This window comes from Streptomyces sp. NPDC048483 (assembly GCF_040651455.1).
Classification (GTDB): domain Bacteria; phylum Actinomycetota; class Actinomycetes; order Streptomycetales; family Streptomycetaceae; genus Streptomyces.
Map to the genome: position 1 here is coordinate 1 of NZ_JBEZJZ010000038.1, position 18,848 is coordinate 18,848.

Annotated in this window: 11 protein-coding genes and 1 pseudogene; 5 read left to right on the top strand and 7 right to left on the bottom strand. The window is 73.3% G+C overall.

The annotated features are described in order from the left end of the window. Nucleotides 1-73 precede the first annotated feature (73 nt). Complete coding sequence (locus tag AB0D04_RS20355) at nucleotides 74-814, bottom strand: HNH endonuclease family protein (RefSeq protein ID WP_362705131.1); 741 nt, start codon at nucleotides 812-814, stop codon at nucleotides 74-76. 232 nt (nucleotides 815-1,046) lie between these two features. Here AB0D04_RS20355 and AB0D04_RS20360 point away from each other — a divergent pair, with 232 nt between their 5' ends. Both AB0D04_RS20360 and AB0D04_RS20365 read left to right on the top strand, forming a co-directional pair. Continuing rightward, a complete protein-coding gene (locus AB0D04_RS20360) occupies nucleotides 1,047-2,549 on the top strand; it encodes a DUF2079 domain-containing protein (RefSeq protein ID WP_362705016.1) in 1,503 nt (500 codons plus the stop codon). A 262-nt stretch (nucleotides 2,550-2,811) separates the two neighbouring features. Next, nucleotides 2,812-3,548: pseudogene (locus AB0D04_RS20365) on the top strand (transposase); the annotation flags it as partial. 205 nt (nucleotides 3,549-3,753) lie between these two features. Here AB0D04_RS20365 and mfd read toward each other — a convergent pair. Next, nucleotides 3,754-7,299: a transcription-repair coupling factor gene (gene mfd, locus AB0D04_RS20370; protein ID WP_362705019.1), complete on the bottom strand. Its 3,546-nt coding sequence runs from the start codon at nucleotides 7,297-7,299 to the stop codon at nucleotides 3,754-3,756. Nucleotides 7,300-7,726: 427 nt separating this feature from the next. Here mfd and AB0D04_RS20375 point away from each other — a divergent pair, with 427 nt between their 5' ends. Then, on the top strand, nucleotides 7,727-9,346 hold the full coding sequence (locus tag AB0D04_RS20375; RefSeq protein WP_362705134.1) for an MFS transporter: 1,620 nt from the start codon (nucleotides 7,727-7,729) through the stop codon (nucleotides 9,344-9,346). A gap of 12 nt (nucleotides 9,347-9,358) precedes the next feature. Here AB0D04_RS20375 and AB0D04_RS20380 read toward each other — a convergent pair whose 3' ends face one another. From AB0D04_RS20380 to AB0D04_RS20395, 4 genes are all read right to left on the bottom strand, one after another. Then, nucleotides 9,359-10,375 (bottom strand): cellulose-binding protein, encoded by a 1,017-nt coding sequence (locus AB0D04_RS20380; RefSeq protein WP_362705021.1) that lies wholly within the window; start codon nucleotides 10,373-10,375, stop codon nucleotides 9,359-9,361. 155 nt (nucleotides 10,376-10,530) lie between these two features. Further along, nucleotides 10,531-11,583, bottom strand: coding sequence for an LCP family protein (locus AB0D04_RS20385; protein WP_362705023.1), 1,053 nt, complete (start codon nucleotides 11,581-11,583; stop codon nucleotides 10,531-10,533). Nucleotides 11,584-11,910: 327 nt separating this feature from the next. Then, a complete protein-coding gene (locus AB0D04_RS20390; protein ID WP_362705026.1) occupies nucleotides 11,911-14,700 on the bottom strand; it encodes an SUKH-4 family immunity protein in 2,790 nt (929 codons plus the stop codon). Nucleotides 14,701-14,707: 7 nt separating this feature from the next. Continuing rightward, the gene (locus tag AB0D04_RS20395; RefSeq protein WP_362705029.1) at nucleotides 14,708-15,688 is read right to left on the bottom strand and encodes an HNH endonuclease; all 981 of its coding nucleotides are present in this window, start codon (nucleotides 15,686-15,688) and stop codon (nucleotides 14,708-14,710) included. A 293-nt stretch (nucleotides 15,689-15,981) separates the two neighbouring features. Between AB0D04_RS20395 and AB0D04_RS20400 the strand changes: the two genes are divergently transcribed. Both AB0D04_RS20400 and AB0D04_RS20405 read left to right on the top strand, forming a co-directional pair. Beyond that, nucleotides 15,982-16,500 carry a YwqJ-related putative deaminase gene (locus AB0D04_RS20400; RefSeq protein ID WP_362705032.1) on the top strand — a complete coding sequence of 173 codons (519 nt, stop codon included), beginning with the start codon at nucleotides 15,982-15,984 and terminating at the stop codon, nucleotides 16,498-16,500. Nucleotides 16,501-16,508: 8 nt separating this feature from the next. Further along, complete coding sequence (locus AB0D04_RS20405) at nucleotides 16,509-17,069, top strand: SUKH-3 domain-containing protein (protein WP_362705034.1); 561 nt, start codon at nucleotides 16,509-16,511, stop codon at nucleotides 17,067-17,069. Between the two features lie 343 nt (nucleotides 17,070-17,412). Here the strand turns inward: AB0D04_RS20405 and AB0D04_RS20410 are convergent, their stop codons facing one another. Further along, nucleotides 17,413-18,798 carry a histidine kinase gene (locus AB0D04_RS20410; protein WP_362705037.1) on the bottom strand — a complete coding sequence of 462 codons (1,386 nt, stop codon included), beginning with the start codon at nucleotides 18,796-18,798 and terminating at the stop codon, nucleotides 17,413-17,415. Between the last annotated feature and the right edge of the window lie 50 nt (nucleotides 18,799-18,848).

Genomic DNA, 18,848 nt, shown 5'->3' on the forward strand with positions numbered 1-18,848 from the left:
CCCGCGGTTCCGGGCCGACTGCTGTCCGTGGGGCGGGTGCCTCACCGGCTCGGCCGGTCACCCGTGCCGCGCGTCAGCCGCCGCACTGGCGCAGCATCATCTGCTTGTCCGGCGCAGTGGCCGGCATCCCGTACTTGAGGGCGACCTGGGCGAACCGGACCGCGTAGGCGCACCGGATCTGCTGGTCCGGCGGCAGCCAGGACGCGGGCCCCGCATCGCTTTTGGCGGAGTTGGCCCGCCCCTGGACCGGGATCAGATTGAGCACGTCGTTGGCGAGCTGCTTGCGCTTGCTCACCGGCCAGCGGGACGAGCCCATCTGCCAGCTGTACGACAGCGGCACCACGTGATCTATCTGTACCTCGGCGGCCTTCTCCTTGCGCCACTCGATGGTCTTCCCGGTGTACGGGTCGTGGAGGGTCATGGCGAGGGCCACGCAGTCGGAGCCGGCGCGGAAGCGGAGGTTCCGGCCATCGCGCCGGAGAAGATCGTTTCGGGTGTCGCACCCGTTCCGTGCCAGTGGGACCCCGTCGGCCGTGTCCATCCAGGCGTAGCCGAACCTGTCCCGGGCGTACCCGGTCCTCGGTCCCCGGCCGGCGGTCCGCACCTTCGCGATGAGCTGCCGCGCCGCCGCCTTGTCGGACTCCGCCGTGATCGGGGCAAGGCCCCGTTTCGTGCCGTCGGGATTCTTCAGCGGGCTGACGCCGTGGCCGCCCGACGTACCCGTGGCGGGCCCGGTGCCGTCGGCCGTCGGCCCGCCCGTGCAACCGGTGAGCACCGCCGCCGCCAGAGCACCGGCCAGGACACCGACGCCCACCCGCCGCCCGCGCACCGCGCCGCCGCCGCGCGTTTGTCCGGGGAGGCAGCCGGTGAGGGTCAGCAGAGCGGCCGGCGCGGTGGCGGTGGCCGGAGCCGGGGGGAGCGGGGCGCGGTGGGCGGTGGGTAGCACGGCGGGGTCCAATCCGGGGCGTGGGCGTCGGCGTGGGCGCCCGGTCCGGTCCGGTTCGCCGCTTCGAGTATCTTTTCGGAAATCGAGAGTGAGGACCCCCATGGACACGGCCGCAGCAACGGCCACGGGCGACAGCGGGCCCCCGCCCGAGGCCGCCGCCACCGACCCCGCGACCACCGACGCACCGCGCGCCGCCGCCGGTCACCTGCGCCCTTCCCTACGGCGCCTGCGGCGTACCGCGCACCGGCTGGGCGCGCCCCGCCTCGATCCGTACTGGACCGCCGCGTTCTTCTTCGTCGCGTTCGCCGTGCTGTCCGTCTTCCGCTTCCTGACGATGTCCAACTCGTCCTGGGACCTGGGCATTTTCGAGCAGGCGATACGGGGCTACGCCCATCTCCAGGCGCCGGTCGTCGACCTCAAGGGGCCCGGCACCAACGTCCTCGGCGACCACTTCAGCCCCGTCCTGGTCGTCCTCGCCCCCCTCTACCGGCTGTTCCCCTCCCCGCTCAACCTCCTCCTCGCGCAGGCCGCGCTGTTCGCGCTGTCCGTGTTCCCGGTCACCCGCGCCGCCGCCCGGCATCTGGGGCGGCTGCCCGGCCTGGCCGTCGGCTTCGCCTACGGCCTGTCCTGGGGCGTGCAGAAGGCCATCGACTTCGACTTCCACGAAATAGCCTTTGCGCTGCCGCTGCTCGCCTTCGCCCTCGAAGCGGTGCTGCGCGGGCGCTGGACCGCGGCGGTGTGCTGGGCCGCGCCCCTGGTGCTGGTCAAGGAGGACCTGGGGGTCACCGCCGCCGCGATCGGCGCGCTCGTCCTGATCCGGACGCGCCGGGCCGCGCCCCTGCCCGTCGCCCTGGTCGTCTTCGGGCTCACCGCCGCCGCGCTGACCTTCGGCGTGATCATCCCCGGCTTCAACGGCTCCGGCTCGTACGACTACTGGAGCAAACTCGGCGCCGACGGCGGCGCGGCCCCCGGCATCCCCCTGGGCACCGCCCTCCACACCACGCTCTGGGTCCTGCTCCCCACCACCGGGCTGCTCGCCCTGCGCTCCCCGCTCCTGCTGGTCGCGCTGCCGACCCTCGGCTGGCGGTTCCTCTCGCACGATCCGCACTACTGGGGCATCGACTGGCACTACAACGCCGTCCTGATGCCGGTGGTTTTCCTCGCCCTGGTCGACGCCCTGCCGCGCGCCCGCGTCTCCGCCCGCCCCTGGGTGCGCGCGTACGCCCACCATCTGCCGGCCGCCGTAGCGGCCGCCGCGCTCGCGCTGACCACCACGCTGCCGCTGTCCCGGCTCACCGAGTCCGCCACCTACCGCATACCGCCGGACGTGCCCGCCGCCGAGCGACTGCTGGCGCGCATACCCGACGGCGCGAGCGTGGAGGCCGACATCCGGCCGATCAGCCGCCTCACCGGCCGCACCCGCGTCTTCTGGCTGGGCGACACCCGCGGCATCTCCCCCGACTACATAGCCGTCCAGCGCCCCACCGACCGCACGCCCCGCCAGGCCCTCGCCGACACGGCCGCCCGCCACCCCGGGTCCACGTACGTCATGCTGGGCGACGCCGGGGGCCTGCTGGTGTTCCACCGGACGTCCGCGAGCTGAGGGCCGGGCCCACGGCTACCGGGAACCAAGATGCACAGGTGGACGGTCGGTCGCGGGGCTGCACCTGTGGACCCGGCGAACGGGCGGGAGGTTCACCGATAGGTACACATGACCTCTTCCGTATGTCTCAGCTGGGCACTGGTGATCACGTGGTGACGGTGCTTCGTCACGGAAGTCGCAAGTACGGGCGGTAGGGGGCGATTATCTGCCGGTGCTGGTCTGTGGGTATGCGACCCGGGCGAACGGTCGTACGGGCGCGGTTGTGCAGCTTCGTTACGCCTTCCGCATCGAGCCGGGCCCCGGACAGCGCATGGCGTGGAACCGGGCGTTCGGCTGTGCGCGGGTGGTGTTCAACGACTGTCTTCGGGCGCGGCAGGATGCCCCTGCGGCGGGCATGCCGTATCCGGGGTCGGCGGAGCTGTCGAAGCGATGCATCACCGAGGCGAAGAAGACACCGGAGCGGGCGTGGCTGGGTGAGGTGTCCGCCGTGGTACGGCAGCAGGCCCTGCGGGACCTGGATGTGGCGCACACCAACTTCTTCGCCAGTGTGAAAGGCACCCAGGCCGCCGCAAGGGAACGAAGACCCGCGAGCCGCGGATGACATCGAAGAGGGGTACTCGGCAGGCAGTGCGGTTCACCGCCCACGCCCGCTGGTCGGTCACTGCGGACGGGAAGCTGAACCTCCCGAAGATCGGCCCGGTGCGGGCGCGCTGGTCGCGGGCCCTGCCGTCGGTACCGTCCACGGTGACGGTGATCAAGGATGCGGCCGGCCGGTACTTCGCGAGCTTCGTGGTGGAGACCGACCCGGCGGACGAGATCCTGCCCCCACTCGACACCGACCAGGGCATCGACCTCGGCCTCACCCACTTCGCCGTCATGGCGGACGGCTCCCGGATCAGGTCCCCGCCGTTCCTGCGCAGGGCCGAGAAGAAACTCCGCCGTGAGCAGCGCCGCCTGTCCCGCAAGGCCAAAGGCTCGAAGAACCGTGACCGGCAGCGGGCGCACCACCCACCTCCGGTCCGGGGGCCCCGCACCGGTAACGGCGCGGGTATAAGCCTGCGGAGCGCACGTAAGACCGGGATCCGTCCCGGCACAGCGCACAACCCCCACCTCAAGGTGGGGAGGAACCAGGAACCCACCTCAAGGCAAACCGTCACCACGGGCGCCAGGGAGAGAATCCCCCACATTCATGTGAGGGAGGAGGTCACGACCCGGGAATCGTCGTCAGGAACTCCCCCACCCACGCCAGCAGTTCCCGCCCCACCAGCGGCTTGCCGCCGATCCTGCCCGTCGTCGGGCGGGGTACGAGGACCTGCTTGGTGGCCGGCTTGAGGACCGTGCGGGGATGCAGCCGCTTGAGGCGCAGCTCCTGCGATTCCCTCAGCTCCACCGGGCCGAAGCGGACGTTGGAGCCCTGGAGGGTGATGTCCGAGACGCCGCAGGAGCGGGCGAGCATCCGCAGCCCGGCGACCAGGAGCAGGTTCTCGACCGGCTCGGGCAGCTTGCCGTAGCGGTCGGTCAGTTCCTCGCGGACCGCGGCGATGTCCTCCTCGGTGGAGGCGGCGGCGATGGCGCGGTAGGCCTGCAGGCGCAGGCGCTCGCCGGGCGCGTAGTCGTGCGGGACGTGCGCGTCCACCGGAAGTTCGATCTTGACCTCGAGCGGGGGCTCCTCCTCGACGCCGCCCTCCAGCGAGGCGCGGTAGTCGGCGACCGCCTCGCCCACCATCCGTACGTACAGGTCGAAGCCGACGCCCGCGATATGGCCGGACTGTTCGCCGCCGAGGAGGTTTCCGGCACCGCGGATCTCGAGGTCCTTCATGGCGACGTACATGCCCGCGCCCATCTCGGTGTGCTGGGCGATCGTCGCCAGCCGCTCGTGCGCGGTCTCAGTGAGCGGCTTCTCCGGCGGGTAGAGGAAGTAGGCGTAGCCGCGGTCGCGGCCCCGGCCGACGCGGCCGCGCAGCTGGTGGAGCTGGGAGAGGCCGAAGTTGTCGCCGCGCTCGACGATGAGGGTGTTGGCGTTGGAGATGTCGATGCCCGATTCGACGATCGTCGTCGAGACCAGGACGTCGAACTTCTTCTCCCAGAAGTCGACGACGACCTGCTCCAGCTGGGACTCGCCCATCTGGCCGTGGGCGGTCTGGATGCGGGCCTCGGGGACGATCTCGCGCAGCCGGGCGGCGGCGCGGTCGATGGACTCGACGCGGTTGTGGATGTAGAAGACCTGGCCCTCGCGCAGGAGTTCACGGCGGATGGCGGCGCCGATCTGCTTCTGCTCGTAGGGGCCGACGAAGGTCAGGACCGGGTGGCGCTCCTCGGGGGGTGTCGTGATCGTGGACATCTCGCGGATGCCCGTGACCGCCATCTCCAGGGTGCGAGGGATGGGGGTGGCGGACATGGTCAGCACGTCCACGTTGGCGCGGAGCTTCTTCAGCTGTTCCTTGTGCTCGACGCCGAACCGCTGCTCCTCGTCGACGATGACCAGGCCCAGGTCCTTGAACTTGGTCTCGGCGGAGAACAGGCGGTGGGTGCCGATGACGAGGTCGACCGAGCCTTCCCGCAGGCCCTCCAGGGTCGCCTTGGCCTCGGTGTCGGTCTGGAAGCGGGACAGCGCCCTGACGTTGACCGGGAACTGGCCGTAGCGCTCGGTGAAGGTGCCGTGGTGCTGCTGGACAAGGAGGGTCGTCGGGACTAGGACGGCGACCTGCTTGCCGTCCTGGACGGCCTTGAAGGCGGCGCGGACCGCGATCTCGGTCTTGCCGTAGCCGACGTCGCCGCAGATCAGACGGTCCATCGGGACCGACTTCTCCATGTCCTCCTTGACCTCGGCGATGGTGGTGAGCTGGTCGGGGGTCTCCGCGTACGGGAAGGCATCCTCCAGCTCGCGCTGCCAGGGGGTGTCCGGGCCGAAGACGTGGCCGGGGGCCGCCATCCGGGCGGAGTAGAGCTTGATGAGGTCGGCGGCGATCTCCTTGACGGCCTTCTTGGCGCGCGCCTTGGTCTTGGTCCAGTCGGCGCCGCCCAGACGGTGCAGGGTCGGGGCCTCGCCGCCCACGTATTTGGTGACCTGCTCGAGCTGGTCGGTGGGGATGTAGAGGCGGTCGCCGGGCTGGCCGCGCTTGGCGGGCGCGTACTCGACGAGGAGGTACTCGCGGGTGGCGCCCTGGACGGTGCGCTGCACCATCTCGATGTAGCGGCCGACGCCGTGCTGCTCATGGACGATGAAGTCGCCGGCCTGGAGGGTCAGCGGATCGATGGTCTTGCGGCGGCGGGCCGGCATCCGGGCCGCGTCCTTGCCGGCCGCCTTCTGGCCGGAGAGGTCGGTTTCGGTGAGGACGGCAATTTTGAGGCCGGGGTCGATGAAGCCGTTGTCGATCGAGCCGCAGGAGACATGCACGACGGAGGGCGAGATCTGGCCCAGGTCGCCGTCCAGGCGGGCGGCGATGCCCTCGCCGCCGAGCACCTCGACCGTACGGGCCGCGGGGCCGTGGCCCTCGGTGACGAAGACCGTGCGCCAGCCGTCGGCGAGCCACTGCTTGGTGTCGGACAGCGCCCGCTGGGTGTCGCCGCGGTAGGTCTCCGGGGCGTGCATGCCGAGCTTGAGGGTGTCGCCGTTGAGCCGGAGTTCCTCGTCGGCGGCGAACGGCGAGACCGACCACCACATCATGCCCAGCTCGCGGGCCCGGTCCCGGACGTCCGCGATGCCCCACAGGGAGGCCGCGCCCACATCGATCGGCGCCTCGCCGCCCCCGGCACTGGCCGCCCAGGACGCCTGGAGGAACTCCTGGCTGGTCGCCACCAGGTCGGCGGCCCGGGTCCGTACCCGCTCCGGGTCGCAGACCACCGCCATGCTGCCCTTCGGCAGGACGTCCAGGAGCAGCTCCATGTCGTCCACCAGGACCGGAGCCAGCGACTCCATGCCCTCGACGGCGATCCCCTCGGCGATCTTGCCGAGCAGTTCGCCCAGCTCCGGGTGGAGCTCGGCGAGCGCCGCGGCCCGCTCGCGTACCTCGTCGGTCAGCAGCAGCTCGCGGCACGGCGGCGCCCACAGGCCGTGCTCGGCGACTTCCAATGACCGCTGGTCGGCAACCTTGAAGTAGCGGATCTCCTCGACGTCGTCGCCCCAGAACTCGACCCGCAGGGGGTGCTCCTCGGTGGGCGGGAAAACGTCCAGGATGCCGCCGCGCACCGCGAACTCGCCGCGCTTCTCGACCAGTTCGACGCGCGCGTACGCGGCCGCCGCCAGCCCGTCGACGATCTCCTCCAGGTCGGCGCTCTGGCCCGTCCGCAAGCTCACCGGCTCCAGGTCGCCCAGCCCCTTGACCTGCGGCTGGAGTACGGAGCGAATGGGCGCGACAACGACCGAGACGGGGCCCGCCGTCGGGTCGTCCGGCTGTGGGTGGGCGAGCCGGCGCAGCACCGCCAGGCGGCGGCCGACGGTGTCCGAGCGCGGCGAGAGCCGCTCGTGCGGCAGGGTCTCCCAGGACGGGTACTCGACGACGGCATTGTCCTCACCGGCCGGCATCAGCGTGCGCAGCGCCGCCGCCAGGTCCTCGGCCTCACGCCCGGTGGCGGTCACCGCGAGCACCGGACGGCCCGACTCACGGGCCAGCGCCGCCACGGTGAACGGACGGGCGGCGGGCGGCCCCACCAGGTCCACATGCGGCCGGTGGCCGTCGGCCGCGGCCTGCACCGCTTCGGCGAGCGCCGGGTCACGGACGACGGCGTCGAGCAGACCAGTCAGGCTCATGAAAAGGCTTCCGTCCCAGGAGGCGAGAGCGCAGGAGACCGCAGACGATCACCGCGCACCGAACAACGCGAGCAGCCCGACACGTGGGTACGGGCCGGGGTTGCCCACCATACGCCCGCCCGTCACCCGACCACCGCCCCTCAACGAGCTACGCGCCCCTCCCGCCCGTCACCCGACCACCGCCCCTCAACGAGCTACGCGCCCCTCCCGCCCGTCACCCGACCACCGCCCCTCAACGAGCTACGCGCCCCTCCCGCCCGTCACCCGGCCACCGCCCGAGCGGGACCGGCCGTCCGCGTACCGAGAAGCCCGTTCCGCGCACCGGTCCCGCATGGAAGGGTGTGGGCTACATGCAACGGCCGGAAGAGGGGCGGAGGGACCGGTGAGCGGCACCACGAGGGGCAGTGGCCGTGACAGCGATGCGGACATAGCGCAGGGCGGCGCCACAAGGCCCCGGCGCGGGCCCGTCGTCGCCGCCCTGATGCTCGCCATGGCACTGGCCGCCCTCGACTCCACGATCATCGCCACCGCCGTCCCGCAGATCGTCGGCGATCTCGGCGGCTTCGCCGTCTTCTCCTGGCTCTTCTCCGGCTATCTCCTCGCCGTCACCGTCACCCTGCCCGTCTACGGCAAGCTCTCCGACACACTCGGCCGCAAGACCGTCCTGATCGCCGGCATCGTGCTCTTCCTCGTCGGCTCGCTGGCCTGCGCGGCCGCCTGGAACATGGCCTCCCTGATCGCCTTCCGGGTGCTCCAGGGCCTGGGCGGCGGCGCCCTCCAGGGCACCGTCCAGACCATCGCCGCCGACCTCTACCCGATGAAGGAACGCCCCAAGATCCAGGCCAAGCTCTCCTCGGTGTGGGCCACCGCCGCGGTCGCCGGGCCCACGCTGGGCGGGCTGTTCGCCACGTATGCCGACTGGCGGTGGATCTTTCTGGTCAATGTGCCGGTGGGGGCGGTGGCCCTGTGGCTGATCACCAGGTACTTCTTCGAGGACAGGCGGGAGGGGGCACCCGGACGCACCGCCCGCCCCCGCATCGACTGGCCCGGCGCGCTCGCCATCTTCGCCACCGGCGGGCTGCTGCTGACCGCGCTCGTCCAGGGCGGCGTCGCCTGGCCCTGGCTCTCCACGCCGTCGCTGCTGCTCCTTGCCGGTACGGCGGTGTGCGCGGCGGCCACGGTGGTGATCGAGCGGCACGCCGCCGAGCCGATCATCCCCGGCTGGGTCTGGCGCCGCCGCACCATCTCGGCCGTCAACCTCGCCTTCGGCGCGCTGGGCCTGCTGATGGTCGCCCCGACCGTCTTCCTGCCCACCTACGCCCAGGCGGTCCTGGGCCTGGGCCCGACGGCCGCCGGCTTCGTGCTCTCCGCGATGACCCTGAGCTGGCCGGTCTCGGCGGCCCTCAGCAGCCACGTCTACCGCCGCATCGGCATGCGCAACTGCGCCCTCCTCGGGATGGGTGCGGCCGCGCTGGTCCTGCTCGCCTTCCCCCTGCTGCCCTATCCAGGGGCCGCCTGGCAGCCCGCCCTGATCATGCTGGCGCTCGGTGCCGCCCTCGGACTCTTCCAGCTGCCGCTGATCATCGGCGTCCAGTCGTCCGTCGGCTACGCCGAGCGCGGCACCGCCACCGCCTCCGTCCTCTTCTGCCGCCAGGTCGGCCAGTCCCTCGGCGCGGCCCTCTTCGGCGCCGTCGCCAACGCCACCCTCAACGACCGGCTCGCGCACGCCCCGGCCGCCATCCGCCACGGCCTGCCCGCCGGCCTCGACGCCGTCTCGCACGCCCTGGAACACGCCGGAGCCCTCGGCGCCCGCGCCACCGACTATCTGCGGCGCGCCGTCGCCGCCACCGTCGACCACGTCTACCTCGGCGCCGCCGCGGCCGCCGCCCTCGCCGTGCTCGCCCTGCTCCTGCTGGCGCCCCGGCGCTTCCCGGTGCATGCGGAGGCCGGTACGCAGCGGGAGCGGGACGGCGAGGGGGACGAGAACGGAGACGGTGGCGGTGGCGGTGGCGGGAAGGACGGCGTGGACGGCGCCGTGGCGACGTAGGGCGCGCCCGGCTCAGCCCTCCAGCCGGGGGAGCTCGGTTTCCAGGGTGTCCTCGTTGTCGGGGTCACTGCCGTCGGGGTCGCGGCGGTCCGGCTCGGCCGGGGACCCCGCCGACGCCCTGGCCGCAGACCCGGCCGGGGCGTCGGACTCGGCCTTCGGCTGCGGGCGCGGCTGGGGCGGCTGCGGCTCCGGCTCCGGCTCCGGCTCCAGCGGCTCGTCCTCCAGCTCCTCCGGGTCCTTGCCCATCAGCGCCGCCAGGCTGTTGCGTACGTGCGCCATATGGGCCCGCACCTCCGTGCGCTCCTCCTCGTGCTCGCGCAGTATCCGCGCCGTACCGCGCTCGATCCGTTCCGCCGTCACCTTGGCCTCGGCAAGGATCGCCGCCGCCTGGTCGACCGCGTCCTCCTGGGTGTGCCGGGCGGCCTCCTCCGCCTCCGCCTGGGTGCGCCGCCGCTCGGCCAGCAGGGCATCGGCGCGCGCGTCCAGTTCGGCGACCCGCCGGCCCGCCTCCGCCTCCAGGACCGCCAGTTCACGCCCGGCCGCATCCCACTCCTCGGCCTGCCGCTCCTCCTGCTCGTGCCACAGCTGCTCGGTGCGGTGCCGCATATCGGTGAGCACGGCGGCCGCCTCGCCGCGCCACTGCTCGGCGTCCTCGGCCGCCGCTGCCGCCAGCGCGACGGCCTCCGCCCGCGCCGCCTCCTCGAGGCGCCGGGCGTGCTCCTCCGCCTGGGCCCGCAGCTCCCGCGCCGCCGCCTCCGCCGCCTCCTTCACCTGGTCGGCGTAGCCCAGCGCCTCGTCACGGACCTCCTCGGCCGCCCCGTGCGCCGCGGCCCGCAGTCGCTCGGCCTCCGACTGAGCGGTCGTCAGGATCAGCCGGGCCTGCTCGCCCAGGCACTCGTACGTCTGCGGCGGCAGCTGCGCCACATATTCCTGCAGCTGGGCCAGCTCCGCGTCCATCTCGTTGGAGAGCACCGTCAGCCGCGCCGCCCGCTCCCAGCACGAGTCACGGTCTATTGAGAGCCCCTCCACGCGCCGATCGACGTCCTCCGGCCGGTAACCGCGTCCTCGTACGGTCTCGAACCCGTGAGGCGAAACCGATGTACTCATCCCTCAAAGCCCCTTTTCTGGATCTGCCCGAAGCCGCCCTATCGCGACACTTCACCCCTCTCCCGCACAAGGATGCGTCAATCGGCGCCAGAAGTCGGAATCACCACATCGGCGCGCAAAGCGCCGAACAGCCGGCGCGCCCCGTTTTCGTCCCACAGCAGCACCTCGCCGGCGCCGCCCATCGCCACTCCGGGGCTCGCCACCGGGACGGTGACCGCCGCGCCGCCGCCCCCGGCGACCTTCTTCATCGACCAGGCCATGGCCAGCAGTTCGGGCGTCCCCGACCCGTTGTCCACGGCGAGCGCGGAGAGCCCGGCGCCGGCCACCGGCAGCAGCCGGGACGGATCGAGCAGCACCCCCGGCGCCAGCATCTTGTCCGCCACCGCGCCGATCAGTTGCCGCTGCCGCTTCACCCGTCCGAGGTCACCCCGCGGGTCGGCGTAACGGGCCCGTACGAACGCCAGCGCCTGCCGCCCGTCCATGCGGTGACAGCCCGCCGCGAAATCCGCCCCCGACCGCACATCGCGCAGCGGCGTCTCCAGACACGGCCGCACCCCGCCCAGCGCGTCCACGACCTGCACAAACCCCAGGAAGCTCACTTCGGCATAGCGGTCGATGCGCAAACCCGTCGCCCGCTCGACCGTACGGGTCAACAGCCGGGGCCCGCCGTCCGCATACGCCTCGTTGATCTTCGCCCGGCCGTGCCCCGGCACCCGGACAAAGCTGTCACGGGGCAGGCTCACCAGATAGGGGCCGTGCCGGCCGGAGTGCAGCACCATGATGGTGTCGGTGTTGCGGACGGTGCTGTTGCCGACATGCAGGTCCTTGCGCTGCCGGGGCGTCAGCGCGGCGCGGCTGTCGGAGCCGACCAGCAGCCAGTTCGTCCCCTTGCCCGCAGCCGGCCGCCCGGCGTAGTCGTCCAGCGCACCCACATGGCGTACCCGCTCCGCCGCCCACCCGTAGAGCGCGGCACCGCCCGTCACCACCAGCACCACCAGGGCCAGCAGCGTCGCCAGGATCCGCCGACGCCACGGCCACCGGCGCCCGGGACCGCGAGGCGGCCGCCCGCGGGCCCGGTAAAGCGTCGTCGACGACGGCGGCAGCGGCGACGGCTGACCTATGTACGGCATATACGCATGGTCATGGCGCCCGACCCGTTCCGCAGGTCGAGCGCCATGTGGTGTTGCACAGACCGAGCGCCTGTCATGTTCCGCAGGCCGAGCGCCGTGTCATCCGGTGTCAGGGGCCGTCCGGCGGATCGGGGCCGGGCGGCACCTGGCTCGGGATCCCGGCAGCGCATTGGCTCGAGGCCCCGGCAGCGCTTTGTCCAGCGCGCCATCCGCCACGGGAATACCGCCCCGCCCCGCCACGTTGTGGCCCCACAGGGGGCCCTCACACCCCCTACGGGATCTGTTCGCCCGCCCCCTAGGGCCCCGAGGACCCTTCGAGCGCCACCGTCACAGCAACCCGTCCCACATCTGCTCCAGCAGCACCGACCACCAGGTCTCCGGCGAACCCAGCGCCGGCGGGTCCAGCGCGACCAGCTGCGCCTGGAAGTCGACGGTCCAGCGGCCCGCCTGCTCCGGCGTCAGCCCGAACCGCAGCCGCCACATCCGCCCCAGCATCGCCAGACAGCGCACGAACTCCGGCAGCCCGCTGTTGACGAACTGCGGCGTCGCGGGCTGCCCGCCGGGCCCCGCCTCGACCGGCACCGCCACGATGTTCGCGGTCCCGTACTGGACACACAGCTGACGGCCGAAGTCATTGCCCATGACGAGATACGACCCCGCGTCGGCGGCCGGCTGCACGCCCCGCTCCGCCGCCAGCTCCGCCAGCGTCGGCACCGGACGGCCCGGCTGCGCCTGCGCCCAGAAGAACGGCCCGAAGTCGACCGGCAGCCCGGCCCACACCAGCATCTGCGCCACCACATCGGGTACGCCCTGCCGGGAGACCGCCCGCTGGTCGAACCGGAAGATCCCCTGCGGCCCGAAGGACTGCTCCAGCTCCTGCCCGATCACCTGCGGCGGGACCGGCGGCACCGGCTGCACCTGCGAGGGATGCGGCAACGGCACCCGCACCGGCGCCGGCCGCGCCGGACCGTCCGCCACCTGGTGCAACTCGCCCTGATGCTCGACGAGATGCCGTACGCCCTGCTGCCGCGAGGCATGGTCCTTGCCGTACGCGGCGGTGTGACTGATGCGCACCTGCGGCCAGTTGTCGCGGATCATCCGGGCGCAGTAGCCGCCCGGCAGATCGCAGCACTCCAGCTCGGTGTGCAGCTCCAGGACCTGCTGCGGCGGAATGTTCATGCCACGCAGCTCGTGCAGCAGCTGCCACTCCGGGTGCGGCGTACCGGGCGCGGAGCGGCGCACGATCTTCTGCTCGGAGCCGTCCGGTGCGCGATAGCTGAGCACCGCCATGTAGCCGGGGCCGACGGTCGGCTGGCCGCTCGGGGCCTGGGGATAGCCGTACGCACCGGGACCACCGGGGCCGGGCGCCGGCGGGGCCTGTGGGACTCCGTGCGGGGGCATGGCGGGGCCGGGACCGGCGTGCGGGGGCATGCCGGGACCGGCCGACGGGGGCGCCGGCGGCGGCATACCCGGGCCGGGCACCGGACCACCGGGGCCGCCGAGCGCGGCGCCGGAGGCGAGCATCGTCGCCGCGGCGTGCACCCCACCGCCGGACGTACCACCGGCCGTGGGCGGCGGCGGGGGCGGCGGGCCGCCCTGACCGCCCTGGCTGCCCTGACCGCCCTGGCCGCCCTGGCCGCCCGAGCGGGGCCTGCCGGGCGGACCCGGCGGCTTCGGCGCACCGGGCGGACCCGGAGGCGAGGGCGGCGGCGGAACGCCGGGCCCCGCGGCACCACCAGGACCGCCGAGGCCGCCCGCACCGCCCAGACTGGCCTGCAGCGCCGCGCCGTCGGCAAGCATCGTCGCGGCGGCATGCACCCCACCGCCGACCGGCGGGGCAGGCGGCGGCCCGTCGCCGCCGGACCCGCCCGCATCACCCTGCGGCCCGTCCACCGCGCTCAGATCCAGATCCGCCGCATCCAGCTGCGAGACCAGCTGCGTCGGTACGTAACCGCCGGCCGGCGCACCGGACGAACCGGGACCGGACGGCGCGGGGCCACCGGCCGGCCGTACCTCGGCCTTGCCCGTCGCGGCGTCCGCGACCTCCGCCGGGTCCGGCCCACGACCGGCCCGGCGCGCACCCGGCGTTCCGGGCGCGCCGGGGGGCGGGGGCGGGCCCCCGGTGCTTCCGGGGTTCCCTGCGTTCGTGGCGTTCCCGGCGTTTCCGGGCAGCGCGGAGCCGTCGGCGAGCATCGTCGCCGCGGCGTGCACCCCGCCCCCCACGGGCGGGGCGGGCGGCGGCATCCCGGGGCCGGGAGCGGCAGGCGCACCCGCGCCCGGCGGCGGCGGTACGTCGGCGACCGGCGGCCCCGACGGCGACGGCAGGTCCGGCAGCCCCGACGCCATGGGCTGCGCGGGCGGCATCGGCGGCGGCGCGGGCAGGCCACCGGGGCGGCCGTCCGCACCGCTCTCCGGCACCGCCGGCGCCACCTGCGTACGCGGCAGCTGACTGCCGCCCTGCAGCAGTTCGGTCTTCGCCTCCGGCCGCGCACGAGGCGCCGGCGGCGGGGTGTCGTCCGACTCGTCGAGCTCGGTCAGCGGCGCCGTGAACACCGTCTCGGGCAGCCCCACGGACCGGTCCTCGGTGCCCTCGTCCGTCGTCGTGTCCGCGGCGGCCCACGGCGTCGAGGCACCGGCGGCCGGTGCAGCGGCCGACGGCGCAGGAGCCGACGGCGGAGCGGCCGCGGGAGCAGGGGACGCAGCCGGAGCCGACCCCCCACGCTCCCCCCGCCGGTCCGGAATCCCGATCGCGTCCGCCGCCTCCTGCAGCCACTCCGGCGGCGTCAGCAGGAACGACGTCGCCTCAAGATCCACCCGCTGCGGCGGCGGCTCGGCGGCACCGTACCCGCCGTCCACCGGCGCGCCGTACTCCTCCTCGTACCGCCGGATCACCTCACCCACCGGCAGCCCCGGCCACAGCGTGGTCTCCCCGCTGTCCCGCGCGATCACCAGCCGGCTGCGGCCCCCGTCACTGCTGGGCCCGCCCTCGCGGTCCTCGGCCCACGCCACAAAGCCCAGATCGAACTCCCGCACCCGCACCTCACGGTGCTGCGGCGCCGGCACCTCGCCGTTGACCCAGCGCTCCGCGCGCTCCTGCGCCTGCGCGAACGTCACCATCGCGCGCTCACCCCTCCACCGGAACGGCGTGCGCGAAGCCACCGTCCACCATCAGGTTCGCCACGGTCTCCAGCTCCGGCGGATTCCCCGCCAGCCGCTGCAGAAAATCATCAAAATCCGCACCACACGGCAACAGCAGCCGCTCCACCCGCTCCTGCACCGACAACCCGTCCCGGTCCCGGGCATCGTCGTACGGACAGAACCACACCGTTCCCAGCGCCTCGCCGCGCACCTTCACCGCGACCACACCGCCCTGCACGAAAGCCACACCCAGATAGTCCTTGGTGAAGTGATCCCGCAGACACTTGTTGATGTAGACGAGGTCATTGACCGCGGCATCGTCCCGCACCGTGAAGAACGGCTGATCGACCAGCAGCCCCAGCTCCGCATCCAGCGCCGCACCCGCCGGCGCACACCCGCCCGCCGCCTTCAGGAACGACCGGTAGGCACCCGGCAGCCGATAGCCCAGCGTCTCCTCCGCCTGCGCCACCTGCTCCTCACCCACCGCCAGATCACGCCGCGGCACCCCGAAATGCGCCGGCCGGGTCTCCTGCAGCGGCCGCGTACCGCGCTTGTCGTGCTCCACCGCGGCCGTCGCCAGCCCACCGTGATGCCGCAACAGCGCCTTCACCTCGACCGGGATCAGCTCCATCCGCCGCGTACCGGGCACGTGATGCCACGTCCAGCCGTGCGGTGTCGCCACCGACGGAACGTCTATCCACAGCTCGTGCCCCTGCGCATGCAGCGCCGCATTCGCCGACACATAGTCCGTCAGCCGCAGCTCATCGACACCGAAGCCCTCCGGCGGCTCGGCGATCTCCGCCGCCGCCCGCGCGTACGGCGAGAACTGCGGGAAACCGTTCGCGTCCACCCGCACACCTGCGGGATACCGGGCGGCCCGCACCGGGTCCGGGAAATGCACGACCTGCCCGGCGTAGGCCGTGTTCGGTGGCGCGGCATGGTGCTGCCCGAGCCGACCTGTCGTCATCGCGGTTGCCCCCTGGCTGGATCTGGCTTTGGGGCACAGCCTATGCCGTGCCGCAACACCCTCCCGCCGCCCAGGCTCCCCTTCCGTCAGCCCACCGACACGCCGCCCACACCCCCGCCGCCGCTTCCCCCGAGCGCCGTAAGCCACCCCGCCCACCAGCCCTGTTTCCCCGCAGCCGACGAACCGTCACGCACCAGTGACATCGCTGACAGCGCCTCCGACTACCACAACACCCAGCACATTTGGCAGGCTGACTCGCATCCGGGGGATTGCAGGGAGGGAAAGCACCAACAATGAGCACCACCGCACATCAGCACACCGCCGCCACCGGCGACCCCCGCATCGGCTGGAGCGCCACCGCCGGCACCGACCGCGCGCCCGCCCTCGCCCACCGCCGCGACGGCATCCTCCCCACCGTCGGCGCCGCCCTGTCCGTACGCGGACAAACCCTCACCTGCACGGCAAGCAAGGCGGAACAGCCCCCCGCCCTGCACCCCCTCGTCCAGGACTTCCTCGACACCCTCGGCACCGCACAGCGCGAACGCTTCACCGGGCGATGTCCCGAAGCCGTACTCCTCTCCCGCCACCTCACCGCGGTCGAGACGGCCCGCAGCAAACGCGCCTCCCGCAAGCCCCTCACCAACGGCGAGGCCCGCCGCTCCCTGAAACACTCCAAGATCACCGCACGCCATATCCGCGAGGACGGCGACCCCCAGCACGGCAGCTACGCCCCACCCTGCCGCTCCTGCGACTCCCTCCTCGCCCATTTCGGCGTCATGCCCATCGGCGGCACGACGCCCACCGGGAGCTGACCGCCACCATGCCGCCCACCGCACCCCACGCCGCCGTACCCCCCGCCCGGGACCGCACCGACTCCACCCGCTTCCCCGCCGCCGTCGACGTCGCCCTCCAGCAGGCCGGCTGGCAACCCGGCCGCTGGGACATAAAGCAGGCCGAACACTGGGCCGACACCCTCCGCGCCCACGCCTCCCCCGCCGGCCACCGCCACACCGTCTTCGCCGCCGCCGTCGAGGCCTGGGCCGAATTCGGCGGCCTCACCATCACCGGCACTGGCCCCGGCCGCCACATCGCCCCCACCCCCTTCACCATCAACCCCCTCCACGGCCTCCACCTCGCCCGCACCCTCGGCGACCTCGGCCGCGCCCTCGACACCGACGTGGCCCCCCTCGGCCAGGAGGAAACCCCCGACCCCCACGGCACCCCCACCGCCCAGGCAGTCCTCGCCATCGACACCCAGGGCCGCATCTACAGCCTCGACCACACCGGCGACTGGTACCTCGGCCCCGGCATCGACCACGCCCTCGGCACCCTCGTCCTGGGGACGCGGCCGGAGCGGCTGGGGGTCGCGGCGCAGGAGTGAGCCGCCTTACGGGGCGGGCTTACGGGTTACGGCTTACGGCTTACGGCTTACGGGACGGGGCCTACGGCCAGACGTGCGGGCCAGACGTGCGGGCCAGACGTGCGAGCCGGGCCCACGAGGCGGACTCACCAGGCGGGCTTCCGAGCGGCACCTACGCCTGCGGCACCCGCTCCCCCGGACCGGCCCCCGCACCGCCACGCCTCACACGCCCCCACGGCAGACCCGGCCTCCCCCAGCAGCCCGGCACCACGCCCCGCCGACCACCGGCGCCAAGCCGGCGACACCAACGACTCCAGCGACACCCGGCGGCCGAACGCCCGCCCCCGCCACGTGCAACGGCTCCTCACCCACCGGACCCGACGGCCGCACCCGCCCCCACCGGCACCACCGCCGACACCCGAAAGCCCCCCGCCTCCGTAGGCCCCGACACAAAGACACCCCCCAGAGCAGTCACCCGCTCCCGCATCCCCACCAGGCCATTGCCCCCGCTGGGCAGCCCCGCATCCATCGCCCCGCGCTCCGACGGACCGTTCTCCACCTGCACCGCCACCTCACCCGCCCGATGCGCCAACCGCACCCGCGCCCACGCACCCGGCGCATGCTTGTGCACATTCGTCAGCGCCTCCTGCACCACCCGGTACACGGTCTGCTCCACACCCTCCGCATACCGACGCCCGGCCATCCCCTCGGTCTCCTGCACCGACAGCTCCACCACCATCCCGGCCGCCCGGGACTGCCCCACCAGATCCCCCAGCTCCGCCAGCGAAGGCCCGTCCCCGTCCGCCTCCGCCGACAACGCCCGCGGCTCGGCCCGGCGGGTGGCCTTGTCCGCCACCTCCACCAACCGCTCCGGCGCATCCGACCCCGGCGTGCCCCGCACCGTCGCCGCCCCCTCGGCCGTACGCAACACCCCCAGCATCTCCCGCAACTCCGTCAGCGCCTGCCGCCCCATATCCCCCACCAGCGCGGCATTCTTCGACGCCTTCTCCGGATCCTTCAACACCACCGCCTGCAACGCCGCCGCATGCACCACCATCAGGCTCACCCGGTGCGCCACCACGTCGTGCATCTCCCGCGCGATCCGCGTCCGCTCCTCGTTACGGGCCCACTCCGCCCGCTCCTCGGCCCGGTCCGCCAACAGCGACAGCTCACGCTCCAGACCGTCCGCCCGCTCCCGCAGGCTCTCCACCAGCCGCCGCCTGGCCCCCACATACAGACCCCACAGCACCGGCGGAGCCGTCAGCACCAGCCCCACCGCAACCGCCAGCACCGGCACGAACCACACCGGCGGATGGAAGTCCGCCTCCGACGCCGCGTCCTGCCGCAGGCTGATGTACGTCGTGACCAGCGTCCCGATCACCGTCATCCCGGCCAGCAACGCCGTGATCCGCCGCGGCACATCCGACGCCGCCAGCGTGTACAGACCCACGACGCCCAGCAGCGCACCCATCTCCGCCGGCGCCACCGCGATGGAAACCAGCACCACCACGACCGGCCACCGCCGCCGCAGCACCAGCACCGGCCCCACCACCAGCCCCAGCAGCATCCCCACGGGCTCGGGCAGCCCCGCCTCATGCGCAAACGGAATGCCCTCGAGGACGCACTCCACCGTCGAAAAGACGGCCAGCACCACATCCAGCACGGCACTACGCCGCCGGGCCCACCACCACGGCCCTCCCCCGGGCGCGCCCCGCGCCCCCGTACTTTCCTTTGCCCCCGTCGCGCTCATACGGACCAGCGTACGGGCGTCCGCCCGGCTCTCCCCGACGAGCGACCGAG